Source organism: Erythrobacter sp. LQ02-29, from assembly GCF_022576075.2.
In the GTDB taxonomy this organism is placed as follows: Bacteria; Pseudomonadota; Alphaproteobacteria; order Sphingomonadales; family Sphingomonadaceae; genus Alteriqipengyuania.
On sequence record NZ_JANCNT010000001.1, the window covers coordinates 283,983 to 305,877 of the forward strand.

The following is a 21,895-nucleotide window of genomic DNA, read 5'->3' on the forward strand; positions in this document are numbered from 1 at the left end:
GGAACATGCCATGACACGACACGCAAAAGCCGGAATTGCCGGTACCCTGGCCGGGGTGGGCCTAACCGTCGGGGGCGTCGCACTGGGCGCATTGCTGGCGCAGCGCCGCTCCGGCGGTGGAGACGATGCGCCCCGGCGCACGCGCAGGCAGTCCGGGGCGGAGAACGCACTGGTGGGTCGCACCGTCACGATCGGCAAACCGCGCGACGAGCTCTACCGTTTCTGGAAGGATTTCCAGAACCTGGCGCAGGTGATGGAAAACGTCGAACGGATCCGCGCCGAGGGCGATCACCACGTCTGGACGATAAAGGCGCCCGCGGGCACGACGGTCGATCTGAAGACGGAGATTGCCGACGATCAGCCGGGCAAGCGCATCGCGTGGCGCTCGGTCGAGGGATCGGACATCGATACCACCGGCTTTGTCGAATTCGCGGACGCGCCAGGCGATCGCGGGACGCGCGTCTCGTTGGTGATCGAGTACGATCCGCCGATGGGCAAACTCGGGCGGCTCGCCGCCAAGCTGTTCCTGCGCGAACCGGAGGTGCAGGCACGCCATGATCTCAAGCGATTCAAGATGCTGATGGAAACGGGCGAAATCGCCACTTCGGCGCACCGTCGGGATAACACCCGGGCGGCGAAGCAACAGGAGAAGAACTGATGAGAGCCCTGACCTGGCATGGCACCCACGATGTGCGCGTCGATACCGTCGACGATCCTGAAATCATCAACCCGCGCGACGCGATCCTGAAGATCACCTCGACCGCGATCTGCGGCAGCGACCTCCATCTTTACGACGGAGTGATTCCCGGCGTGCAGGCCGGCGATGTCTTGGGCCATGAATTCATGGGCGAGGTGGTGGAAACGGGCAAGGACAGTACGTTGAAGAAGGGGCAGCGCGTCGTCGTTCCCTTCACGATCAGCTGCGGCGGCTGCTTCCACTGCAAGATCCAGCAATATTCTTGCTGCGAGAACTCCAACCCGGTGGAGAAGCAGGACATGTCCGCCACGCTCTACGGCCATCCCATGGCCGGGCTGTTCGGGTACTCTCACCTGACCGGTGGGTATTCGGGCGGACAGGCGGAATATGTCCGCGTGCCGTTTTCCGATGTCGGGCCGATCGTGATCCCCGACCATCTGGAGGACGACAAGGTCCTGTTCCTGTCCGACATCCTCCCGACCGGATGGATGGGGGCGGAGAACGCCGAGATTCAGCCCGACGACACCGTGGCGGTGTGGGGCTGCGGGCCGGTGGGCCTGTTCGCGGTGCAATCCGCCATCGTCATGGGTGCGGGCAAGGTGATTGCGATCGATCACTACCCCAACCGGCTCGCGCTTGCGAAGCAGATGGGCGCGGAAGTGATCGATTTCCGCAAGACCGACGTGCGCGAGGCGCTGATGGAAATGTCCGGCGGGATCGGCGTCGATGCCGTGATCGACGCGGTCGGGATGGAGGCGCACGGCTTCGCGCCCGACAACATCCTCGATTACGCGAAGCAGACGATCGGTATCGGTGCCGATCGCGCCGCGGCGCTGCGCCAGGCACTGCTCGCGGTGCGTCCCGGCGGGCGCGTGTCGATCCCCGGCGTCTATGGCGGCATGGCGGACAAGTTCCCGCTGGGCGCGATGATGGAAAAGGCATTGCAGGTGCGCGCCGGCCAGACCCACGTCCAGCGCTATACCAAACCGCTGCTGGAGAAGATCGAGGACGGTACTCTCGATACCACCTTCCTCATCTCGCACCGCCTGCCGCTCGAAGACGCGGCGCGCGGCTACAAGTGCTTCCACGACGAACAGGACGAATGGACCAAGGTGGTCCTCAAGCCAGGCCAGGATATGCAGGAGAAGGCAGCATGAGCAAGAACCCGATCGACAAACTCTCCGGCTTCTGCATCGTCACCGGTGCATCGAGCGGGATCGGTCTCGAACTCGCCAAGCTGGCAGCAGCCGACGGATGCGACCTGTTGCTGGTCGCCGATCGCGACCTTTCGACGGCCAAGGGTGCGGTGGAAGCGTGCGGCGCGGCTTCGGTCGAAACGCTCGAAGTGGATCTCGGGACCAAGCACGGGATCGATACCGTCGCCGGAACGGTGGGCGAGCGGCAGGTCAATACGCTGATCGCCAATGCCGGACACGGGCTGGGCCATGCCTTCTTCGAACAGGAATGGAACGAGATCGCCCATGTCATCGATACGAATGTGAAGGGCACCGTCTCGCTCGTTCACAAGATCGGCGCGCAGATGGTCCTGCGCGATGCGGGCCGGATCCTCGTCACCGGCTCGATCGCCGGGGATATGCCCGGTGCCTATCAGCTGGTCTACAATTCGACCAAGGCGTTCGTGAACGATTTCTGCGTCGGGCTCGCGAACGAACTCAAGGGCACGCAGGTGGTCGTATCTTGCCTGATGCCCGGCGTCACCGACACCGAATTCTTCGACCGGGCAGGAATGGAAGATACCGCTGCGGGCCAGTCCGACAGCAAGGCCGATCCGGCCAAGGTCGCGCGCGACGGATACGACGCGCTGCTTAAGGGCGAAACGCAGGAAGTCAGCGGCTTCATGAACAAGGTGCAGGACGTGTTTGCCGGTATCCTGCCGGACGAACTGGTCGCCCAGATGCACCGCCGCCTCGCCAAGCCGGAGAGGTAGGCGGCGCGGTCCGACACCATCAGAAACGGCTGCGGCGCGATCGATAATCTCGGAGAGGATCGATTGCGCCGCTATCGGCCAGCCCACGCGAACGACTCTTCGCAGAGACGCGCCCGTCCGACGAGCCGACCAGTATCCGAGCTTTTCAATGCCGAGGTTGAGAATCACCTTTCCGGCGATCTCATAGAATGGTGCCAGAAGAGGCATCACATTCGGCCTATTTTTCCATCTATTTTCAGCTATTTAGGGAATTCGGTTTATGCAAAGAGCCCGCAAAAGGCCCGCAAAAGCCGTCTAATGCATTGGTTCGATGCCTTTTTCGGGCATCGAACTTGGGAATCTCGTCAGACCATGTATCCCGCATCGGACGCAGCCGTCGGATAGGCAAACATTGTTGCCTTGATGTCGTCTGCAGTGAGGCCATGCCGGATAGCAAGACCAAAGACGTTGATCAGTTCGTCTGCATCGGGACCGACCAGGTGGGCGCCGAGTATGCGTCCCGTCCCAACCTGGATTAGAAGTTTGTGCCCATAAATCTGTGCGTTCAGGCGTCGCGCCGAAAACCATTCGGGGTGGGATCCGGCGTTGACGTTGAACTCCAGGCCGGCTTCGCGCGCTTCGCTTTCCAACATGCCGACCCTGGCTGCCGGCGGCTCGGTGAACAGGGCACTGGGCACTCCGTCGTAGTTCGGCGTCCGATCGCCGTTATCGAGGATGTTCTCCACCACGACTTTCGCATCGTGGCTGGATACCGGCGTCAAAGGCGGTCCCTTCGCCGCCGCGTCGCCAGCGGCGAACACCTTATCGTTGCTCTGGCTGCGTAGCTGCGCAGTGAGAAGCAAGCGTTCATCGTCGCTCGCCACATTTCCCGCTTCCAGATCGAGCTTGCCGAGTGCCGGACCTCTACCCGCGGCATGCACAGCCAAATCCGTCTCGATTACCCGATTGCCGGCTTCGACCTCCAGGGTCTCGCCCGCGGCTCTCAGGCTAGTGACCTCAGCGTCAACGATCTCGATTCCGAGTTGTCCGAAACTTGGCATCAGCCAATCGACGATGTCGGGATCAAAAGCTTTGAGGATGCGCCCGCGCTGAACGATCGTGACCTTTGAGCCTGCGCGTGCGGCCAGATGCGCGAATTCCGCAGCGATATATCCGCCGCCTACGAATACGATGCGCTCGGGAAGTGTGTCGAGGTTGAGAAAAGCATCGCTGTGGGTGAGCAACTCTTCACCTGTAATTCCCAGCGGGCGGGGGATCGCTCCAGTTGCGATCAGGGCGTGGCTGAACTGCAGTTCCTGATCCTCGACCGCGAGCCGATCAGGACCGGTAAACCGTGCTGCGCCGTGGAAGGTCGCAATACCTTTGCGATCATAACGCGCTTCCTGCTTTCCGGGCACCGGGTCGGTGAAGCTGCGCTTGAAGGCCTGAAGCCCACCCCAGTTGATCGAAGCCGACCCTCGAATGCCTTTTCCGTTCATCCGGCGAAACGCCGCGAGCGCTTCCTCGCCGCTCACCATCATTTTCTTGGGGTCACAGCCGCGCAGCGCGCAGGTCCCGCCGTAGGGGCGGTAATCGATCACTGCACAGCGTTTGCCTGCATCGGCCATACGATGGACAGCGACCTGAGCTGCCGTTCCCGATCCGATCGCGATAAAATCGAACGCTTCAGCCATCGCAGCAATCGCCTTCCTGGATCGGTGGACAGGGAACCGTGCCATAGGAGCAGAATACGCAGCAATCGCCATGCACCGGCTTGAGGCGCACGCCGCAACCCGAACAGTTGTAGAAGAACATGCAGGCGTTCGTCGGCATCTCCTCGTCCTTCTCGTGCCCACATTCGGGACAACGCAGGCGGGAGATCAGGATCGGATCAGCCATAGAGGAATGCTCCGACCAAAAGAACGACACCAATGACAATGCCGGCGGCGGTAAGAGCCCGATAGGTCGACGAACCGCATGCCGCATCGGTCGGGCAAGCTCGCGCTTGCCGGAATTGCCAGAGGAGACGTATGGCCGCGGCGAACAGCAGAACCGAAGCCAGAACAATCAGGGGCGTGCGATAAGGGCCGACGATCGGGGCGATGCTGCCCAGCCAGGCCGAACCCACTCCGGCCGAGGCGAGAGCGAGAGGAAGAGCGCAGCAGGCAGCTGCCCCAAAAGCCGCAGCGATGCCGCCACCCGTCGCCAAACCGTTCCACCATGTGCCAGGGCTGCGCATTGGATGTCCTTTTGCAAAACTCGAGTCGCGACCGTATCTACAGTCTGTAGCAACTACAGACTCAAGGGGTTTACGGGTGCAGATCGGCGAAGTCTCGCGGCGAAGTGGATGCAACATAGAGACGATCCGCTACTACGAACGGATCGGAGTCATCGAACCACCGCCACGAAAGGGTTCGTATCGCGACTACGGCCCCTCTGACCTCGAGCGCCTTCGCTTTGTCCAGCGTGCCCGCGAACTCGGCTTTTCGCTGCAAGAGGTTCAGGCCCTGCTCGACCTCGCCCCACAGCCTGACGAGAATTGCAACCAAGTACAGGCTATCGCGGCGCAGCACCTGTCGAATGTCCGTGCCAAGCTGGTTGACCTTCGGAAAATGGAATCAGCCCTGGCAACTCTCGTATCGCGGTGCGACAGCAGTCCAGATGGTTGCTGTCCTGTGGTTGAAAGCCTGGCGGGAGCGATTTGAATTGGGTTGCGGCAACGCTCGCATGTTGATCCTGTCCATTGCCTCGAGGAGAACTTGGACCGAAAATCCAGATCGTGCTCCAGCCGGAGGCGTTCTATGAATGCCTTTACCCGATCCAGTACCGTCCCCTTCATTCTCGCCTCGCACCCGGCCGCCCAGTTGCGATAACGCCGGCTGCGTCGGCAGGCGTGGGGACCGGAATATTCCGTTCCTTGCGCTCCGAATACCGGTCGACCAACTGTTCGGCATGCGGGCGCAGCAGCACCGTGAAGCGGACGAGTTCTTCCATGACGTCGACAATGCGGTCGTAGAGCGCGGAAGATTTCATGCGCCCCGCCTCGTCGAATTCCTCGTAGGCCTTGGGCACGCTGGATTGGTTGGGGATGGTGAACATCCGCATCCAGCGGCCAAGCAGCCGCAACGTGTTGACGGTGTTGAAGGACTGTGAGCCCGCCGACACCTGCATGACCGCCAGCGTCCGCCCCTGCGTGGGACGCATGCCTCCGATGCTGAGCGGCAGGTGATCAATTTGGGTCTTCATGATGCCGGTGATCTGGCCGTGCCGCTCCGGGCTGCACCACACCATGCCCTCGGACCAGAAGGCGTGCTCGCGCAGTTCGTGAACGGCAGGATGGTCGTCACCGCCGACCTGATCCGGCAGCGGAAGGTCGGAGGGATCGAAGATGCGCGTCTCAGCGCCGAACAGCTGGAGCAGTCGCGCGGCTTCCTCGACCGCGAGGCGCGAATACGAGCGCTCCCGCAGGGAGCCGTAGAGCAACAGGATACGCGGCGGTGACGGGTCGGCACCAAGGCCCTCGGCAGGGCGGGCATGGACGAAGGCCGGATCGAGCGCGGGGAAGCTGTCGGGATCGGGCAACAGACGAACTCGGGACAAAAAGGATCTCCAGACCTGGATAATCAGCCGCGTGGGCCGAACAGGATGATGGCAGCACCGGCAAGCACGACCGCGCCGCCGACGAAGTCCCAGCGGTCAGGCGTGGTGCCCTCGACGATCCACAACCACAGCAGCGATGCGGCAACATAGACCCCGCCATAGGCCGCGAAGGCGCGACCGGCAGCGTCGGTCGGGACGAGCGTCAGCAGCCAGGCGAACAGGGCCAGCGACACCATCCCGGGCAGCAGCCACAGGGGGCTCTTCTCCAGCCGCCACCAGGCCCAGAATGCGAAGCAACCGGCGATTTCGAACAGCGCCGCGAGCGGATAGACGAGCAACAGCTTCATGCGAGGCTCAATCGCAGGGCGAGGGCCGCCAGGGTCACCAGCAGGATCGGCGTCGTCAGCGTGATGCCGACGCGGAAGTAATAGCCCCAACCGATCTTCACGCCCTTCTGTCCCAGCACATGCAGCCACAGCAGGGTCGCGAGCGAACCGATCGGCGTGATCTTCGGCCCGAGGTCGCAGCCGATCACGTTGGCGTAGATCATGGCATCGCGAACCGGGCCCGTGGCACTGGTAGCATCGATCGACAACGCCCCGACGAGGACGGTCGGCATGTTGTTCATGCCCGAGGAAAGCACGGCGGACAGAATGCCCGTTCCGAAGGCCGCGCCCCATACGCCCCCCTCGACGGAACGTTCCAGCAACCCGGCTAGCATGGTGGCAAGCCCTGCATTGCTCATCCCGTAGACGACCAGATACATGCCGAGCGAGAAGATCACGACCTGCCAGGGCGCTTCGCGGATCACCTGGCCTGTGGGAATGACGTGGCCGCGCGCTGCGATGGCGATCAGCGCCAGCGCGCCGACCGCAGCGACGGCGCTGATCGGCACGCCGAGAGGATCGAGCACGAAGAACCCGATCAGCAGCAGGGCCAGCACCACCCAGCCGGCGCGGAAGGTCGCGCGGTCATGGATCGCTTCTGCGGGAGCGCGCAGCTGGGTGACGTCGTAGCTGGCGGGAATGTCCTTGCGGAAAAACAGCAGCAGCGCCGCCAGAGTGGCTGCGATGGCGGCAAGATCGACCGGCATCATGACCAGCGCATACTCGCCGAAGCCGATATCGAAGAAGTCAGCCGACACGATGTTGACGAGGTTGGACACGACCAAGGGCAGGCTCGACGTATCGGCAATGAACCCTGCCGCCATGACGAAAGCCAGCGTCGCCTTGGCGTTGTATCCCAGCGCCCGGAGCATCGCGATCACGATGGGGGTCAGGATCAGTGCCGCACCATCATTGGCGAAGATCGCGGCAACGCCTGCACCCAGCAATACCACCAGCACGAACAGCCAGCGACCATCGCCGCGTCCCCACCGCGCCACATGCAGCGCAGCCCATTCGAAGAACCCGGCACGATCGAGTATCAAGCTGATCAGGATCACCGCGACGAAAGCGCCGGTCGCGTTCCAGATAATGTCCCACACCACCGGGATGTCGGCGAGCGAGATGACGCCGGTGGCAAGGGCGAGCAGTGCTCCGCCGATCGCGCTCCACCCGATGCCGAGCCCGCGCGGTTGCCAGATCACCATCGTGATGGTGACCACGAAGATCGCGATCGCCAGCAGCATCAGGCGATACGCTCGCCCGCCGCGTCCACGACCTGTTCGCCGTCCTCCTTGGTGAAGGCCCCTTGCTGGGGACTTGGCAGAATGTCGAGCACCGCCTCGGACGGACGGCACAGGCGGACGCCGAGCGGGGAGACGACAAGCGGACGGTTGATCAGAATCGGATGCTCCATCATCGCATCCATCAGCGCTGCATCGCTCAGGCTCTCATCGCCGAGCCCCAGTTCGGCATAAGGCGTGCCCTTTTCGCGCAGCAGGTCCCTCGGACTGATTGCGGCGCGCTCGATCAGGCTTTCGAGCATGGCGCGCGAGGGCGGCGTTTTCAAATACTCGACAACATGCGGCTCGATCCCGGCGTTGCGGATCATCGCCAGCGTATTGCGCGAGGTCCCGCATTCGGGATTATGATAGATGACGATGTCGGTGGTCATTCAGGATTTCTTGGCCTTGGCGCTCGCGCCTTCTTCGCGGCCGATGGCGGCCAGCTTGCTGCGCACAGACATTTCGTCGATGCTTTGGAGCGGCAGCATCAGGAACAGCTCGATCCGACGTTTGAGATAGCTGAGCGCATCGACGAAAGCCTGCCGCTGGCCATCGCCCTCGACTGCGGCGGGATCCTCGACGCCCCAATGCGCGGTGAGCGGCTTGCCTGGCCATACCGGACAACTCTCGCCCGCAGCATTGTCGCAGACGGTGAAGATGAAATCGAACTCGGGTGCGCCGGGCTTGGTGAACTCGCTCCAGTTCTTCGAGTGCAGGCCTTCGGTCGGATAACCGAAGCTCTCGAGCACTTCGAGCGACATCGGGTGCACGTCGCCCTTAGGCTGGCTGCCCGCGCTGTAGGCACGGAAACGGCCTCCGCCCATTTTGTTCATCAGCGCTTCGCCCAGGATCGAGCGAGCCGAGTTGCCCGTGCAGAGGAACAGGACATTGTAAGGTTGGTCAGGCACTGTCGGCTCCATCAGCAGCAATGGGAAAGTTCGGCGATGAGCGGTTCGCAAAGCTCCGCGCGACCCCCACAGCAGTCCTTGGCGAGAAACAGCATCAGCTCGCGCAATGCGCCGATGCTCGCGCGCTGGATCATCTGCCGTCCCCGCTTCTCGGTTACGACGAGACCAGCTCCGACGAGTATGGCGAGGTGACTGGAAAAGGTGCTCTGGCTGAGGCCCGACGCGTCGACCAGTTGCCCGGTGGAAAGCCCACCGGGTTCGCTCCGGACGAGACGGCGAAACGCGTCGAGGCGTGTGGGATGTGCGAGGGCAGAGAGAGAAGCGAGTGCTGCAGCGGATTTCACGCATCGGTAATTATCGATGGTTTGCAGCAGCGTCAATTCCTATCGAAAATAATCGATGATTAGCTACTCTCTAGATTTCTGATCATCGAAATCAGACGCTTCCGAGTACGTACGGCTTCCCTGCAATGATTTCGAAAAGGGACGCGGAAATAGCCACCTTGTTGCGGTTCGGTCGTTTTGATATTGCCAATCAATCCTAGACTGCGGGCTTATCCGCTTTCTTGCCAAAAGTGACCAGTTCCCTTCGCGGCCCTTAACGATCACTCCAATTTTCGAGTGATCCAGGCCTCCACTTCATCCTCCGCCCAGGCTACCGCATAGCCGCCGAGTTGTACCGGCTTCGGAAATTTACCTTCGCTCATCCAGCGATAGATCGTCGAACGGCCAAGTCCGACACGGTGCTGAACCTCGGGCAAGCGAATGAGCCGCGTCACCCGGCGACACTCCGTCGCTCCTTTATCGACCTCTTCACCCACGATGGCCTCCTTCGACACTGGCAAAGACATCGCCGAGTAGCGCATCCTTTCGTTCAAGCTCATCGATGTGGTCGGAGAGCAGGCGCGCAACCCGGTGCGCGGTGCCCTTGGCCCAACGCGGCTTCACGTCATGAACCTGGTTTCCAAGAACCCGTTCGAGCGCCGAAGGCAGCTCTCCGGAAAAGTCCTCGAAGAATTGCGCGAGGTCCGATTGCAGCCACGCAATCGCGTGATCGCCGCTGCTGACGAGGAACAGGAGCAGGTGGGCGTGCGGCGCGACGCCGCTCGCGGCAAGAACGCGCAAGGCTTCGCCGAGGCTGGCCGAGCGCTCGCCGGCAAGGACCCGGCGCAAGGCATCCTTATGGATCTGCGCGTCGCGCGCGATGTCGCAGCGGGCACGGCCGCTGGCTTCGACGGCGGCCAAGAGAAGCCGGGCGAGGTCGGCGCGAACCTGTTGTTCGGCGAAGAGCGTCATGTTGGTCATCGACGAATCCTTATCTCTAGAAGTGATCGACTCACCGGCTAACCCCGAAGGAAGCCTGTAGGAAAACGAAAAGAACATTTAGAGAACAAAAAGGAAGGAACGAATCAGCTTCCTTCGACGATTCGCGCGAATTCCGGCCGTGTTCACGCGCATCGCGGCACGCTTCGCGCTAAACTCGGCACAGTCGGCGCTGATCCGCGATCAACTTGCGCGAATCCCGTCCATCGCAGCTCCAGATGTCGCTTTTTGCTTGGCCTGCAGCCCCAAAATCCGGTTCCCGATTTCCTACAGCCCGGCTCCGGGGAGAGGAAAGAACATACAGCGAACGCATCGCTGGCTGATGTTCAATCCCTCGGAGTTTCCATCCATGACCACCAAGACTGCCCTTCCGGTCCAGCAGCGCACGCTCAACCGCGCCCGTGGCCGCGACTACATTCTTCCGGCCTGCGTGGCACTGGCCTGCACCGGTGCCGCATTTGCCGGCGCTGACACCACCTTCGATCCCGCGCTGACCAAGTTCACCGACTTCCTCGAAGGCTCGGGCGGCAAGATCATCACCGTGCTCAGCCTAGCAGGCGGTCTGATCGGCCTTGCCTCCGGGCGCTTCTCGCTCGGCCAGGTCGCGGTACCGGTCGGCGTCGGGATCGGTGTTGGCACCGGCGTACCGATCGTCACCTCGGTCGTGACCGCGGTCATCTGATCAGCGGATCCGGTCACGACAGGAGGGCGGCATGGCCGACAGGTACCTCGTTCCACGGCGGCTCGACGACCCGGAGCTCATCGGCTTCTGGACCATCGACGAGTTTGCAGGGATCCTCATTCCCTTCGCCTGGGGCATTCTCTCGCAGCACATCTTCATCGGTATCGGCCTGGCCGCCGGGGCCTGGCTTGCCTTGCGGAAGGCAAAGGCACGCGGCGCCGGTTCGGCACTGGTGCATGCTGCGTACTGGTATCTGCCCGGGAGCTTTCTCGGGCTGAAAGCCACGCCGCCCTCCCACTGCCGCCTGTTGGCGGGCTGAGGGAGGCAAACCATGCGAGCAGAATTCGCGCACGAACAGGCGCAGACCTACCTGCGGCAACGCAACCGCTTTGCCGTGCTGGCGGGTGTCCATCACCGCGATGCCGCGATCAGAGGTCAGTCCCTGCGCCATATGCGCATTGAGGGCATAGGCGAGATCCATGCGTTTGAGCATGGGGTCGCCGCGGCTCAGGCGGAGCTCCTTGCCCGCTGATGTCTCCACTAAGACGCCCTTTGTGTCGATGGCCACGATCCTCGCCTGGTCGGCGTTGAACAGCCCGCGCTTATGGTCGTTGTCGGTCCAACGGATCTTGTCACCCTCGATGATGGATAGCGATTTGCGGTCAAAGAGCGACAGCCGACTATCGGCTACGCCCGGCCGCAAACGCGCAGGATTGAACTTGAGCAGACGCCCCTTCCTGTCCTCAAGCATGAGCTGCTTGCGCGCTTGGTCGATGGTTTTGACGGTGTAGTCGCCTTTGGAGAGTTTCTGGGTGCTGTCGCGCGAGCGGAAATTGAGAACCATGCCCGGTTGATATGTGCGAAGGTATCGCAACTCCTCGTGCGTCACATTCACCCGAGAATGAACGGTCAGCCGGCCCGATCGTGGGCCGAGCTCGCCGTTGGCCTTGAGTCCGCGCTGGACAGCCTCGTTAACCGCAGACCGTAAGGCCCGTCCCGACGCGTAGATCGACGTCCGATAGGCATCGATTATCCGCTGGTCGCCACCCACCAGCGCAAGCAACGACCAGCTTTTCGGCAGTGAGAATGTGAGGTCGGTTCCCGGCCTGTGGGCTTGGCCCGCATTGCCGACCTGGATACCACCGGGAAGTTCTCCCCGCAGCAAGGCATCGAACTGCTCGGCGCTGACGCGGCCCTCGAGACCAAGTCGTCCCGCTCCCTTCCCGACCCAGGTTCCGGAACGATCGGCATCGGCGCCGGTGTAGTAATTGTCTGCCGCGAAATAGCTCGCAGCAGCCGAAGGGGAGCGCACATTGGCGACTGAAAGCATTTTGCCTGGTCCTCGTCACGGCTCCCCCCGCGGCCGGTAAACCCCTCCCCATTTCGTCTTCACATGTCGGGCTCGAACTCGCCGAAATCCTTTTCGGGAGGATCTGCGACCGCGCCTTCGCGTAGGTCTTTTTCGACCGGTGTGAGAGGCTGGCGCCCGTTGGCAGCCGAACGGGCTTGAGGCTTCGAACCATCCTTTTCACCTGCGTCATCACTGGCGGTTCCTGGTTCGGACAGATGCTGTTCCGCGCCTACTGCTGGTGCATCCTCACCGGTTCTTAATGCGGCGAGAGGTAGCGTTGGACCTGCATCCAGATGAGCATCGGAGCGGGTTTCGGCACCGAGATCACCAGAAGCGCGCCCTGCGTTCAACTTTTCAAGCGGCACAAGCTCCTGCCGATCCTGCAGTTGATCGGCGACGCGGCGCTGCCCCTCCAGGTGGAGTTTGAGCTGCCTTAAATCGACAGGCTTACCAGCACCGTCATCGTTCGAGGCGGGATGCTCGTCATTCGGTTTCGAACCCGGTTTTGCTTGGAGCGTCGTTGCCGCCGGACCCTGGCCAGGCTTTAGGAGCCGTTTCTCGCGGGCGATGAATCCCTCGGCAACTCGCGAACGATGCCAAACGGGAGGCCGACCCTTTCGCCGTCAAGCAATTCAAGGTTGACCAGCTTGGCCGGATCGAACTCCATGAAGGCATAGAGACTGGCGTAGATATGCATCCAAACAAGGTAGATCTGGTGATCGCTCAGAGCTGACCGCACTTCCCAATAGCAGGTGCCGACGGCAACCAAGCCGGTGACAATCAGAGGACCCTTCAGGCCCGCTGCAAACATGAAACCGAAGTGGCCGAGCAGCTGGCTCCCGCGGGTGAAGTTCAGGAGATTATGCTTCATGGGATTGGCCTCCCATGCTCGCGTTGACAGGAAGGCCAAGACGCTCGAGGCGTCGCCGGTAGCGCGTGACCCCGTCCTTGTCCTCCCACTGGGTGTAGTGGATGCGGCCCTGGACGCTGACCAGCTGGCCCTTGGAGCAGTACTGGCCGACGGTCTTGGCGAGGCCGTTGAAGCAGGTCACCCGGTGGAACTCGCTTTCCTTGGCGGTGTAGCCGTTCTCGTCCTTGTAGGCCTTGCCATCCTTGTCGCGCGCAGGTCGATCGGTGACGACGGTGATCCCGGTGACATTGGTGCCGCCCTTGGTCTCGCGGGTTTCCGGATCGCGGGCGATGCGGCCAGTGAGGATTGCGATATTGGTCATGGTATAAGTTCCTTCAGTTCCTCAAACCGGAGACCATCTCCGGCTTGCGAACTTGCCAAACACGCAGGGCATGGGAGGACTGCACCGCAGGAGCAAAGCTCCAAGGGGAACCTGTTCATGACGGGTGGTGCGGGCAAGCGCGCCCCAGCGATTGCAGCAAAAGTGGGAACCGGTTTTGCGTCCGCAATCGCGCCAAAGGGCGTGCCAACACGGCCGGAAAGGAACGGGTTGCCGTCCTCAGCTGACCTGGTTCAGGACTGTTCGCGAAGAAAGCCGGAAGGGTATCGGGGGCGGGTCTGAAGGCACAGACGACGAAGTGCTCGTGGCAAAATTTTCGAAGGCAAGCGTCGGTTGCGGAAAGCAAATTTTAGATTATTGGTGTACCGATAGGGCGGAAAGATGAGGTCGATCCGAAAACGTAGAGCATCGCGGAACATGCGATGTGAATTTTGCAGTAAATGGCGGTGCGTTTGCAAGAAAAGAACGCGACTATCCGCCGCGAAAGAGCGATTGGGGCATGTTGCCGTGAAGGCGGGAAGAAAAGATTCAGTGACCGCTCGCAAGAAGCCTGCCACGCAGAATGCCTACACGACAGAGATGGGCATCATGCTCCACAGCAAGATCGAGGATGCCTTCGATTCCTCATATCTGCGCAAGCAGCGGGGCAACGTGAACCTAATTGTCACTTCGCCACCCTTCCCCCTTGTGCGTAAGAAGCGTTACGGAAACGAGACAGGTGAAGCTTATCTGCGCTGGATAGAATCACTGGCTCAACCCCTCACCGATATGCTCACCGATGATGGTTCCATAGTCATCGAAATTGGCAACGCTTGGGAGCAAGGTGCGCCCATCATGTCCACACTCCCGCTCGAAGCTTTGATGGCGTTCAAGCGAGCCGCAAATCTAAATCTCTGTCAGCATGTCATCTGCCACAATCCCGCGAGACTTCCCAGCCCAGCCGCATGGGTAAACTTGAAGCGAGCTCGACTCAAAGATTCATTCACGCATGTTTGGTGGCTGTCGAAAGCTGAGTTCCCCAAGGCGGACAACCGACGGGTCCTAAATCCCTACAGCAAGGACATGAAGAAGCTGCTGAAGCGACAGTCCTATAATGCCGGAACGAGACCATCTGGCCACGTGATCTCTAAAACAGGTTTTCTTAAAGATCATGGCGGCTCAATAGGGCCAAATGTACTTGATCTAACTGGCGAACACTATCCCGAGGCTTTGCTAAAGTACACCGGAACAGGTTGGGACGCAGGTTATCGCAGGTACTGCAAAGATAACGACCTTCCGAGTCACCCGGCCAGAATGCAACCAGCCTTATCAGCATTTTTTATCGAATTTTTGACCGATGAGAATGACCTTGTGTTTGATCCTTTTGGGGGGTCAAACACGACCGGCAGTGTGGCCGAGAGCTTGGGGCGCCGCTGGATTTCAGTAGAAGCTGATGCAAACTATGTGGAAGGCTCTAAAGGGCGGTTCATGGACCTGATTGGGCAAGGCGGATGAACGATTGCCCTTCGAGTTTCAGGATGCGGCGGAAGCAAGGATGGTGATGGCAACCTCGCTGTCATCGAACTCGAATGGATATTCGGGGAACTTGGCATCCCTGGATCTCGAAACCGAATACCGTTCGCTCAAAGACGATCCTGTAGAGAAGTTTTATGCGTGCTGCCTCAGGGAAGCCAAACTGTATCGCAGAGCTGCCGGATACTTCAGATCAAGTGTATTTCTGGTCGTCGGTCCAGCCATTATCTCGTTCGTCCGAAAAGGCGGAAGGATCGAACTGATATGCTCCCCGGCGCTCGACGCTGGAGATGTCGAAAGGATTACTGAAGGATACGCGAAGCGGGGTTCGGAGTTAGCATCGATCCTCATCAAGCAGTTTGATACTTTGCTTGCTAATCCACAAACCGCGCTAGGAGCAAAAACGCTTGCCACACTGATAGCGGTTGGATCGCTCGATCTGAAGATCGCCATGCGGCGAGATCGGCGAGGGATCTACCACGAAAAGATCGGAATCTTTTCCGATGCGCAGGGTAACCGAGTGAGCTTTAAGGGATCCGCAAATGAAACTTGGAGCGGTTGGAGCAACGACGGCAATTTCGAATCTATCGAGGTGTTCTGTAGCTGGCGAGGCGGCCTTGAGGCTGACCGCATTGACAAGCATGATGCTCATTTTGATCGACTTTGGAGCGCCAAGGACGAAGACATTGAAGTTTGCTCCCTGCCAGAAACAGCCAAAGAATACTTCGAGAAATTCGCTTCGCCAGATTTGGCCTCTTTGCCATCAGAAGAGACGATCGAAAAAATGCCTCGCAGAGTTCCTATGCCTCACCAGGCGAATGCGATCGAACGCTGGATTAAGGCCGGGAGGCGCGGGATCTTTGAGCACGCGACAGGCAGCGGTAAGACATTCACCGCAATAACTGCAATCAGACAGCACATACTCGAGGGTAAACCGGCGCTCATCTTAGTGCCTAGTCGACTTCTCCTCTCGCAGTGGGCGGACGAAGTAGCGGACGAAATCCCAGAGGCAGCGCTGTTGTTGGCTGGTGCCGGGAACAACAAATGGCGAGGTTCGGGTAGACTTCCGGCGATGACGGACGCCGACGTTTCCCTTGGACCGAGAATAATCATCTCGACGATGCCAACGGCTGCGTCCGAGGAGTTTCGCGCCAATGTGACCGCTGGTGATCATCTCTTAGTGGTGGCGGACGAAGTGCACCAGATTGGTAGCAGAGAAAACTCGAAATTCCTTGCGACCGAAGCAGGCGCTCGGCTTGGGCTTAGCGCGACTCCAAAGCGCTACGGCGATTCAGAAGGCACCGAAAGGATCTTCTCATACTTTGGTCCGATAGTGCTTCCGAAGATAACCCTCATGGACGCAGTCGATGCCGGTCGACTTGTTTGCTACGAATATCACCCTCACCCGGTGCATCTCTCGGCTACCGAGGCTGAGGATTGGCTCATCCAATCCCGAGCAATTAGCAAGGAAATCGCTAGGTCTAAGTGCGACAATGAGGGTCGAAAGGTATTAAGCGAACGCGCGCGCATGATGCTGATCAAACGCGCTCGAATCGCCAAGAAAGCGGCCGCTAAAGTTTCATTGGCAACTCGTGTGATGGTCGAGGAGTTTGAACCGGGTCAGAGCTGGCTCGTCTACTGCGAAGATGGAGACCAGCTTGCAGAAGTGTTGAATGCACTGAGAGAAAGTGGCCTCGATCCAATCGAATACCACTCTTCCATGGAGGGCGATCGTGAAGCCACGATGGATTGGTTTAGAAGATTCGGCGGCATACTGGTTTCCATACGGTGCCTTGATGAAGGCGTAGACATACCTGCCGTATCGCACGCTTTAATTCTTGCCTCCTCTCAGAACCCTCGTCAATTTATTCAGAGACGCGGACGCGTGCTCCGAAAATCTCCTGGAAAGGATATTGCGGTTATCCATGACGCAATTGTCACACCAGTTAACCCAGACGAGGAAGAGGACCAGATGGGTTTGCTCAGGGCAGAGCTTGTCCGCTCGGTTGAATTCGCGAAAAATGCGATCAACCAAATGGCAGCGGCGAATCTTAGAGAGATAGCGATCGAGATGGGCATCGATCCTGACGATTTCGATCCAGAAGAGGGTGATGAAATAGATGACTGAGAGCGACGATCTGGCGCTTCAAACGCTACTGGACGTGCGGCAAGAAATCGCACCGGAGCTTGATCCGGAGCTTCTTCGGGCATGCTATGAAATACAAAGGCAACATCAGTTCAACCCAGAGCGGTCGCAACCTTCGGTCGCTATGGAGAGGCTTATCGATGAAGCAGTAGATAAACTCGTACTGGGCACTGACAGCAAATGAAGCTGCATACTCTGAAAGCAAGGAACTTCATGCCTTATCGTGATCCCGTCACGATCGATTTTCCGACCGATGATCATCAAAATGTTATGCTGGTGTTCGGCGACAATATGCGCGGCAAGACCTCATTGATGAATGCATTGCGGTGGGGGTTCTACGGAAAAGCAATGGGACGACATTCGCGCCCAATTCCTTTGCACAAACTCGTTAACCGAGATGGCGCAAGAATGGATGACTGGGATGTAGAAGTATTCCTGAGGTTTGAGGCCAGCGGTCGAGAATACGAACTCAGGCGGACAGCGACGAGGCGGTCGCATGTCGCGACACCCAATCGTCCAGAAGATTTCATAGTGGCGACGCACCTCACGCGTGACGGAGTTGTGATTGCGGGCGATCAGGTCGAGGCCGAAATCAACAAGTTTGCCCCAGAACAGGTTGCCCGCTTCTTCCTTTTTGATGGTGAGTTGCTCGGTGAATATGAAGAGCTATTGATTGAGGGTAGCGAGCAAGGTCGGCAGATAAAAGAAGCAATCGAGCAAGTTCTGGGAGTGCCCGCGCTTACCAACGGACGGGCAGAACTAGGTGCAATTTTAAAGGCAGCGACAAAGAAGCAAACCCAAGAGATGCAGCATGTGAAGGGCTTGGAACGCTCAGCAGCGAACATGAGCAGCTTGACCACGCTTCTCGAAAGTCAGGAGAAGGACCTAAGTGGACTGGTCGAGAAAATGGCGAAGACTCGCGACGAGCGCGCAAGCCTAGAGGATGATCTCGAGCAAGCTGCGTCGTTGCTAGCGCACAAAGCAAATCTCGATGCCGGGCGGAAATCAGCAGAAGAAGCTAGCGATACTCTAAAGCAAAAAAGACAAGAGAGGCACGCGATACTTTCGTCCGCTTGGCGAGATATGCTGGACGCGAAGTTGGATGCAAGGCGCAAGGTTCTTCGTGATCACCAAAAGAAAGCTAGCGATTTACTCAAACAGCGAATCCGACTTGAAGATAAGATCGATGATATAAAGCGCGCTCTCGATCAAAAAGAGTGTCCCACCTGTTTTCAGCCATTCCCTGAAAAAGATCGAGCGAAGCTCGGCACTCAGTTGGGGCAATTGGAAGGTCAGCATAGTGAACTGTGTGCCGAAGGATCTGATCATTCCGACAGTTCCTCGGAACTGGCATTGCTCGACGAAATCCGAGGTATCAATGCGCGAGACAGGATCGCGGACATCGATCGAGATATTCGAGCCGCTGAAGTTAAATTGCAGCGTGCTGAAAATGATATCGAGCGAGCGCACGAGAAGATTGCAGGCCACGATACAGCTGAGTTAGCCCGGAAACGAGTACTACATCAGGAAAAGCTGAAAGAAGAAGGTCGACTGACTGAAGCGATAAAGCTTGGCGAGAAGACGATCGCTAAAACGAACGAGGACTTGGCAGTGGCTCGCAAGTCTATCGAAGGCTTGGCAGGAGCTAGATCCCAAAGGAGTACGGTCAAGGCACGGGTAGCAGGGGAAGTGGAGGCATGCTTTGCCGCAAGTGTCGAGCGACTGCGTGATAAGTTGCGGGAACGAGTTCAAGATCTTGCTAGCAAGTCCTTCAAGGAAATGACCACGCAGAAATCGTATCGTGGATTGCAGATCAACGAGAATTATGGCCTCAGCATCATTGATAGCGCAGGTCATCCTGTCTCCATTCGGAGTGCCGGTGCAGAGCAAGTAGTAGCGCTGTCGTTGATTGATGGCCTCAATCGAACGGGCCGTTCAATTGGACCGGTCGTTATGGATACACCGTTTGGAAGGCTTGACCCACATCACCGCGATAACATTCTCCGTTATCTACCGACCGTCACGAGCCAATTCGTTCTCTTAGTCCATGGCGGAGAGATACGTCCTGAGACAGACCTTGCTTCGATTAAGGCGAAGATCGGTGCAAGCTATCGGATTAACGAAGTATCCGAGAATCAATCGAACGTTGAAAGGGTAAGTTTGTGACCACCGATATAATCAACGTCGGACTATCTGAATCCACAGATGACAAGCTAGCCGAACTTAAGGAGATGGGCGTATTCGCAGATAAAATCGATGGGTACCGTTTTGGGATTAGTCTCGCTCTCGCACAAGGCGCAGCACCAACTGAACTCACGAAGCGAGTGAATTTATACAATGTCGGATCACTCGACCCAGACCAGATGCTTAGACGCTCTGTCGAATGCTTAATGCCCGAGCACCTGTCTGAGACTACTGTCTACCGGTTGATTGAGCGTCTCGCTGATTGGGGCGTGAACGAGCTTTATTCGCAAGCCACAACCGGCGAAATTGATTTCGTAGGTTTGCTGGAGCAGGTCAAAGCTAAGCAGAGCTGAAATGTTAACTTCACTCAGGGCTTTCCTGCTAATACGTGATAATGATGGCGAGTGGACCATCGGCGTGTTCCACGGCCTCAATGAAATTGTCGACGCTTGGGACCGGGCAATGCCGAACTCTCACTGCGGAGTATTGCACGTCGGCTTTGATCGCCGAGATGCAAGGTCTTTCGAAACGATCGCGCAAGAACAGGCTGGCCGACTTCTACTAACGCCAGGGGCGCGCGGAGCTCTACCTTCTAGCTACAAATCATCGTCCGAAGCCATTGGTGATGTGGAGGGAGAACCAATATATCTAGCGCTGGATGGCTGGGGCTACACGATCGAGGACCCTGTGGTGGATGTTTCTGCTGAAGATCCGGAAGCGTCGGGGTGGGTAAGAGAGTTCATTTTTGAGCACGACGGTGTCCAAGCTGAACTGCTTGCGAGCGAGATATTCAATGAAGAAACTTACGTAGCGAACGAAGGGCGATTGACTGCTAAGCTGCGTGCCGAGCTGGGAAAGTATCGTTCTGAAAAATTGCTGGGCCTCGGCAAAAGCGACCCTACCGAGATAGCAAGATCAGTCCCGCCATGGTTGAGTTCCCGCAGTTTCTCAGAGTTTGAACTCACAGTGAGGCTCGACAACGTTTTTCGGCGAAACGGTATCGATACGGTATCTGACTTGGCCCGACACACCTTGGATGATCTCTTCAAATTCCAGAATTTTGGACGAACATCCTGTCGCGATCTTTGTCGAAGCTTGATGTTGGCGATTGAAGCGGGTCCAACCCCATCACATGACGCACTTATCGCAGCTATAAAAAGTGGTGACGCGCCCACTGACCAATGTGGAATCGCCAGCCAGAGTCTGGTCGAAGCGGTGGAAAATTGCTTCCTTGGCTTGAAGCCGCGCGAGGCAGACATCCTGAAGCGAAGAATGGGATGGGAGCGCCCACCAGAGACTCTGGAAGAGATTGGTGCTGACTACAGCGTATCTCGTGAGCGAATTCGCCAAATCGAAAGTAAGACAATTAAGAAGATAATCAGACAGGAGATATGGGATGATCTTCTAGGTGCGAAACTGAAGAATCTTCTTTCTGAACGAAAATATCCGCTGCCTCTTATTGGTGCCGCAGCACTTGATCCCTGGTTCACTGGCCTTTCCGAGTACGGGTCGGTGGCGAGATATTTGATTACAAAGCTTTGCGACGCAGGAGTTTCAGTTCTGGAAATTGATGGTGTCGAGTATCTAACTTTTCTAAAAGAGCACGATTGGGCGACGGCTATTGAATCCGCCCGACAGATGTTGGTTGGCGCCGCCGAAGATTGTTGGGCTAGGACAGAATGCGAATACCAAGTCGGGCTTCTCCTGCCGGCAGCTTCAACCGAATTTAGGGGGCTGCTTTGGGATCATTGTTCACGGAGGTGCCACTTTGCCGGTGAGGAAGGCGAGGAGGTGCTAATTTCTTACGGTAATGGAGCCGACCAGGTGGTCGAAGCGGTCTTGCATGATGCAGAGCAGCCTCTCCACTATTCCGAAATCGCTCTGATCGTTGAAGAGCGCTTGGGGAAGGCGATAGACGAAAGGCGAGTTCATAACGCAGCGGCGGAAGTTGGATATCTTTTTGGGCCGGGAACTTACGGTACGTTGCGACATATGGCTGTAGAACGCGGTGATTGGGAGAGCTTCGCAGCAGAGGCAATTGATATTGTTTACGAAGGCGAACGTGGTCGACAATGGCACGCCTCAGAGCTGCTTCTAGCACTAACTGAACGCGAAATAGATTTGCCGTCCTGTTTCGATAAGTATCAGTTGGATATCGCTCTGAAGCAAACTGCAGAATTGCAGTCATTTGGTAGGATGGTTTGGTCTGACGGGGACGACACTGTGTCGAGTGGGCGTGTGGACATTCGGCAAGCCGTCATCGCGATTGTTAAGGATGCAGGATCCCCGATTACAACATCCGAATTGCGCCAGCGTTTGGTCGCCGTACGTGGCATTAATGAAGGAATGCAATTCCATGTCGTCCATCCTCTTATTAAGTTAGATGCAAAGACTTGGGGAATCAATGATCGCGATATTGATCTCAAACATGAAGAGCAGAGAGTATTTCTTAACGCTGTCTATTCAGTTCTAAGAGAGAGGGAAGAACCTATTAGCATCACAGAATCTGCACGGATGTCTCCGAAAGTAGTACCTAACCGAGCGTTACGATGCTTGTTCTATCAAGATGAAAGGTTCCGCATCGACAACCAGAGATTATTATCGCTTGCAGAGTGGAAGTGATCTCACTTTGTCGATGAAACTTTGA

Annotated in this window: 25 protein-coding genes and 2 pseudogenes; 13 read left to right on the forward strand and 14 right to left on the reverse strand. The window is 58.1% G+C overall.

From position 1 onward, the window contains the following. Positions 1 to 10: 10 nt before the first annotated feature. From MKP08_RS01340 to MKP08_RS01350, 3 genes are read left to right on the forward strand one after another with little or no spacing between them, the layout of a single operon-like run. Positions 11 to 658 carry an SRPBCC family protein gene (locus MKP08_RS01340; protein WP_241554579.1) on the forward strand — a complete coding sequence of 216 codons (648 nt, stop codon included), beginning with the start codon at positions 11 to 13 and terminating at the stop codon, positions 656 to 658. Then, positions 658 to 1,854 (forward strand): zinc-dependent alcohol dehydrogenase, encoded by a 1,197-nt coding sequence (locus MKP08_RS01345; RefSeq protein WP_215227343.1) that lies wholly within the window; start codon positions 658 to 660, stop codon positions 1,852 to 1,854. Before MKP08_RS01340 ends, MKP08_RS01345 begins: the two co-directional genes overlap by 1 nt. Continuing rightward, on the forward strand, positions 1,851 to 2,645 hold the full coding sequence (locus MKP08_RS01350) for an SDR family oxidoreductase (RefSeq protein WP_241554580.1): 795 nt from the start codon (positions 1,851 to 1,853) through the stop codon (positions 2,643 to 2,645). The genes MKP08_RS01345 and MKP08_RS01350 overlap by 4 nt, the downstream gene beginning before the upstream one ends. A 344-nt stretch (positions 2,646 to 2,989) precedes the next feature. On the opposite strand, the gene MKP08_RS01355 is transcribed toward MKP08_RS01350, so the two are convergent. Genes MKP08_RS01355 through MKP08_RS01365 form a run of 3 tightly spaced genes read right to left on the reverse strand, consistent with a single transcriptional unit; the run spans position 2,990 to position 4,863 of the window. Next, the gene (locus MKP08_RS01355) at positions 2,990 to 4,318 is read right to left on the reverse strand and encodes an NAD(P)/FAD-dependent oxidoreductase (RefSeq protein WP_241554581.1); all 1,329 of its coding nucleotides are present in this window, start codon (positions 4,316 to 4,318) and stop codon (positions 2,990 to 2,992) included. Then, entirely contained in the window at positions 4,311 to 4,523 is a 213-nt protein-coding gene (locus tag MKP08_RS01360; protein WP_041558846.1) for a GDCCVxC domain-containing (seleno)protein, read from the reverse strand. Before MKP08_RS01360 ends, MKP08_RS01355 begins: the two co-directional genes overlap by 8 nt. Further along, a complete protein-coding gene (locus tag MKP08_RS01365) occupies positions 4,516 to 4,863 on the reverse strand; it encodes a mercuric transporter MerT family protein (protein ID WP_241554582.1) in 348 nt (115 codons plus the stop codon). The genes MKP08_RS01360 and MKP08_RS01365 overlap by 8 nt, the downstream gene beginning before the upstream one ends. Positions 4,864 to 4,939: 76 nt before the next feature. On the opposite strand from MKP08_RS01365, the gene MKP08_RS01370 reads away from it, so the two are divergent. Further along, positions 4,940 to 5,329, forward strand: a complete 390-nt coding sequence (locus MKP08_RS01370) for a helix-turn-helix domain-containing protein (RefSeq protein WP_230291016.1) — start codon at positions 4,940 to 4,942, stop codon at positions 5,327 to 5,329. Between the two features lie 130 nt (positions 5,330 to 5,459). Here MKP08_RS01370 and arsH read toward each other — a convergent pair whose 3' ends face one another. The 8 genes from arsH to MKP08_RS01410 form a co-directional block, all read right to left on the reverse strand. Then, positions 5,460 to 6,224 carry an arsenical resistance protein ArsH gene (gene arsH, locus MKP08_RS01375; RefSeq protein ID WP_241554583.1) on the reverse strand — a complete coding sequence of 255 codons (765 nt, stop codon included), beginning with the start codon at positions 6,222 to 6,224 and terminating at the stop codon, positions 5,460 to 5,462. A gap of 23 nt (positions 6,225 to 6,247) precedes the next feature. Further along, positions 6,248 to 6,571: a YnfA family protein gene (locus MKP08_RS01380; RefSeq protein ID WP_241554584.1), complete on the reverse strand. Its 324-nt coding sequence runs from the start codon at positions 6,569 to 6,571 to the stop codon at positions 6,248 to 6,250. Continuing rightward, positions 6,568 to 7,854 carry an arsenic transporter gene (locus MKP08_RS01385; protein ID WP_241554585.1) on the reverse strand — a complete coding sequence of 429 codons (1,287 nt, stop codon included), beginning with the start codon at positions 7,852 to 7,854 and terminating at the stop codon, positions 6,568 to 6,570. The genes MKP08_RS01380 and MKP08_RS01385 overlap by 4 nt, the downstream gene beginning before the upstream one ends. Next, on the reverse strand, positions 7,854 to 8,282 hold the full coding sequence (arsC, locus tag MKP08_RS01390; protein ID WP_241554586.1) for an arsenate reductase (glutaredoxin): 429 nt from the start codon (positions 8,280 to 8,282) through the stop codon (positions 7,854 to 7,856). Before arsC ends, MKP08_RS01385 begins: the two co-directional genes overlap by 1 nt. After that, a complete protein-coding gene (locus MKP08_RS01395; protein WP_241554587.1) occupies positions 8,283 to 8,813 on the reverse strand; it encodes an arsenate reductase ArsC in 531 nt (176 codons plus the stop codon). Further along, positions 8,813 to 9,145: a helix-turn-helix transcriptional regulator gene (locus MKP08_RS01400; RefSeq protein ID WP_013832730.1), complete on the reverse strand. Its 333-nt coding sequence runs from the start codon at positions 9,143 to 9,145 to the stop codon at positions 8,813 to 8,815. The genes MKP08_RS01395 and MKP08_RS01400 overlap by 1 nt, the downstream gene beginning before the upstream one ends. A gap of 260 nt (positions 9,146 to 9,405) precedes the next feature. Further along, positions 9,406 to 9,621: an AlpA family transcriptional regulator gene (locus MKP08_RS01405; RefSeq protein WP_241554588.1), complete on the reverse strand. Its 216-nt coding sequence runs from the start codon at positions 9,619 to 9,621 to the stop codon at positions 9,406 to 9,408. Next, the gene (locus tag MKP08_RS01410; protein ID WP_241554589.1) at positions 9,614 to 10,105 is read right to left on the reverse strand and encodes a hypothetical protein; all 492 of its coding nucleotides are present in this window, start codon (positions 10,103 to 10,105) and stop codon (positions 9,614 to 9,616) included. The genes MKP08_RS01405 and MKP08_RS01410 overlap by 8 nt, the downstream gene beginning before the upstream one ends. Positions 10,106 to 10,472: 367 nt before the next feature. On the opposite strand from MKP08_RS01410, the gene MKP08_RS01415 reads away from it, so the two are divergent. Together MKP08_RS01415 and traL are read left to right on the forward strand one after the other, a co-directional pair. After that, positions 10,473 to 10,805 (forward strand): hypothetical protein, encoded by a 333-nt coding sequence (locus MKP08_RS01415; protein ID WP_241554590.1) that lies wholly within the window; start codon positions 10,473 to 10,475, stop codon positions 10,803 to 10,805. Positions 10,806 to 10,836: 31 nt separating this feature from the next. Continuing rightward, positions 10,837 to 11,124, forward strand: coding sequence for a type IV conjugative transfer system protein TraL (gene traL, locus MKP08_RS01420; protein ID WP_006834208.1), 288 nt, complete (start codon positions 10,837 to 10,839; stop codon positions 11,122 to 11,124). A gap of 393 nt (positions 11,125 to 11,517) precedes the next feature. Here the strand turns inward: traL and MKP08_RS01425 are convergent. Next, positions 11,518 to 12,135, reverse strand: a pseudogene (locus MKP08_RS01425) (relaxase domain-containing protein); the annotation flags it as partial. Between the two features lie 314 nt (positions 12,136 to 12,449). Between MKP08_RS01425 and MKP08_RS01430 the strand changes: the two are divergent. Then, positions 12,450 to 12,593 (forward strand): hypothetical protein, encoded by a 144-nt coding sequence (locus tag MKP08_RS01430; protein WP_256969982.1) that lies wholly within the window; start codon positions 12,450 to 12,452, stop codon positions 12,591 to 12,593. A gap of 140 nt (positions 12,594 to 12,733) precedes the next feature. On the opposite strand, the pseudogene MKP08_RS01435 reads toward MKP08_RS01430, so the two are convergent. Both MKP08_RS01435 and MKP08_RS01440 read right to left on the reverse strand, forming a co-directional pair. Further along, positions 12,734 to 13,027 (reverse strand): annotated as a pseudogene (locus MKP08_RS01435) (conjugal transfer protein TraD); the annotation flags it as partial. Beyond that, positions 13,017 to 13,388 (reverse strand): single-stranded DNA-binding protein, encoded by a 372-nt coding sequence (locus tag MKP08_RS01440; protein ID WP_306300108.1) that lies wholly within the window; start codon positions 13,386 to 13,388, stop codon positions 13,017 to 13,019. The pseudogene MKP08_RS01435 and the gene MKP08_RS01440, both read right to left, overlap by 11 nt. Positions 13,389 to 13,937: 549 nt before the next feature. Between MKP08_RS01440 and MKP08_RS01445 the strand changes: the two genes are divergently transcribed. Genes MKP08_RS01445 through MKP08_RS01470 form a run of 6 tightly spaced genes read left to right on the forward strand, consistent with a single transcriptional unit; the run spans position 13,938 to position 21,870 of the window. Beyond that, positions 13,938 to 14,900, forward strand: coding sequence for a site-specific DNA-methyltransferase (locus tag MKP08_RS01445; protein ID WP_241554592.1), 963 nt, complete (start codon positions 13,938 to 13,940; stop codon positions 14,898 to 14,900). After that, the gene (locus MKP08_RS01450) at positions 14,884 to 17,046 is read left to right on the forward strand and encodes a DEAD/DEAH box helicase family protein (protein ID WP_241554593.1); all 2,163 of its coding nucleotides are present in this window, start codon (positions 14,884 to 14,886) and stop codon (positions 17,044 to 17,046) included. Before MKP08_RS01445 ends, MKP08_RS01450 begins: the two co-directional genes overlap by 17 nt. Then, a complete protein-coding gene (locus MKP08_RS01455; protein ID WP_063612570.1) occupies positions 17,039 to 17,248 on the forward strand; it encodes a DNA modification system-associated small protein in 210 nt (69 codons plus the stop codon). The genes MKP08_RS01450 and MKP08_RS01455 overlap by 8 nt, the downstream gene beginning before the upstream one ends. Continuing rightward, a complete protein-coding gene (locus MKP08_RS01460) occupies positions 17,245 to 19,230 on the forward strand; it encodes an AAA family ATPase (RefSeq protein ID WP_255750327.1) in 1,986 nt (661 codons plus the stop codon). Before MKP08_RS01455 ends, MKP08_RS01460 begins: the two co-directional genes overlap by 4 nt. Beyond that, positions 19,227 to 19,601, forward strand: a complete 375-nt coding sequence (locus tag MKP08_RS01465) for a hypothetical protein (RefSeq protein ID WP_241554595.1) — start codon at positions 19,227 to 19,229, stop codon at positions 19,599 to 19,601. Before MKP08_RS01460 ends, MKP08_RS01465 begins: the two co-directional genes overlap by 4 nt. A gap of 1 nt (position 19,602) precedes the next feature. Next, positions 19,603 to 21,870 (forward strand): sigma factor-like helix-turn-helix DNA-binding protein, encoded by a 2,268-nt coding sequence (locus tag MKP08_RS01470; protein ID WP_241554596.1) that lies wholly within the window; start codon positions 19,603 to 19,605, stop codon positions 21,868 to 21,870. Positions 21,871 to 21,895: the final 25 nt, after the last annotated feature.

What these genes read in the sequence shown, in the direction of transcription:
- MKP08_RS01340 (WP_241554579.1), top strand. Translation starts at nt 11, where the DNA reads ATGACACGACACGCAAAAGCCGGAATTGCCGGTACCCTGGCCGGGGTG.
- MKP08_RS01345 (WP_215227343.1), top strand. Translation starts at nt 658, where the DNA reads ATGAGAGCCCTGACCTGGCATGGCACCCACGATGTGCGCGTCGATACC.
- MKP08_RS01350 (WP_241554580.1), top strand. Translation starts at nt 1,851, where the DNA reads ATGAGCAAGAACCCGATCGACAAACTCTCCGGCTTCTGCATCGTCACC.
- MKP08_RS01355 (WP_241554581.1), bottom strand. Translation starts at nt 4,318, where the DNA reads ATGGCTGAAGCGTTCGATTTTATCGCGATCGGATCGGGAACGGCAGCT.
- MKP08_RS01360 (WP_041558846.1), bottom strand. Translation starts at nt 4,523, where the DNA reads ATGGCTGATCCGATCCTGATCTCCCGCCTGCGTTGTCCCGAATGTGGG.
- MKP08_RS01365 (WP_241554582.1), bottom strand. Translation starts at nt 4,863, where the DNA reads ATGCGCAGCCCTGGCACATGGTGGAACGGTTTGGCGACGGGTGGCGGC.
- MKP08_RS01380 (WP_241554584.1), bottom strand. Translation starts at nt 6,571, where the DNA reads ATGAAGCTGTTGCTCGTCTATCCGCTCGCGGCGCTGTTCGAAATCGCC.
- MKP08_RS01385 (WP_241554585.1), bottom strand. Translation starts at nt 7,854, where the DNA reads ATGCTGCTGGCGATCGCGATCTTCGTGGTCACCATCACGATGGTGATC.
- arsC (WP_241554586.1), bottom strand. Translation starts at nt 8,282, where the DNA reads ATGACCACCGACATCGTCATCTATCATAATCCCGAATGCGGGACCTCG.
- MKP08_RS01395 (WP_241554587.1), bottom strand. Translation starts at nt 8,813, where the DNA reads ATGGAGCCGACAGTGCCTGACCAACCTTACAATGTCCTGTTCCTCTGC.
- MKP08_RS01410 (WP_241554589.1), bottom strand. Translation starts at nt 10,105, where the DNA reads ATGACCAACATGACGCTCTTCGCCGAACAACAGGTTCGCGCCGACCTC.
- MKP08_RS01415 (WP_241554590.1), top strand. Translation starts at nt 10,473, where the DNA reads ATGACCACCAAGACTGCCCTTCCGGTCCAGCAGCGCACGCTCAACCGC.
- traL (WP_006834208.1), top strand. Translation starts at nt 10,837, where the DNA reads ATGGCCGACAGGTACCTCGTTCCACGGCGGCTCGACGACCCGGAGCTC.
- MKP08_RS01430 (WP_256969982.1), top strand. Translation starts at nt 12,450, where the DNA reads ATGAGCATCGGAGCGGGTTTCGGCACCGAGATCACCAGAAGCGCGCCC.
- MKP08_RS01440 (WP_306300108.1), bottom strand. Translation starts at nt 13,388, where the DNA reads ATGACCAATATCGCAATCCTCACTGGCCGCATCGCCCGCGATCCGGAA.
- MKP08_RS01455 (WP_063612570.1), top strand. Translation starts at nt 17,039, where the DNA reads ATGACTGAGAGCGACGATCTGGCGCTTCAAACGCTACTGGACGTGCGG.
- MKP08_RS01460 (WP_255750327.1), top strand. Translation starts at nt 17,245, where the DNA reads ATGAAGCTGCATACTCTGAAAGCAAGGAACTTCATGCCTTATCGTGAT.
- MKP08_RS01470 (WP_241554596.1), top strand. Translation starts at nt 19,603, where the DNA reads ATGTTAACTTCACTCAGGGCTTTCCTGCTAATACGTGATAATGATGGC.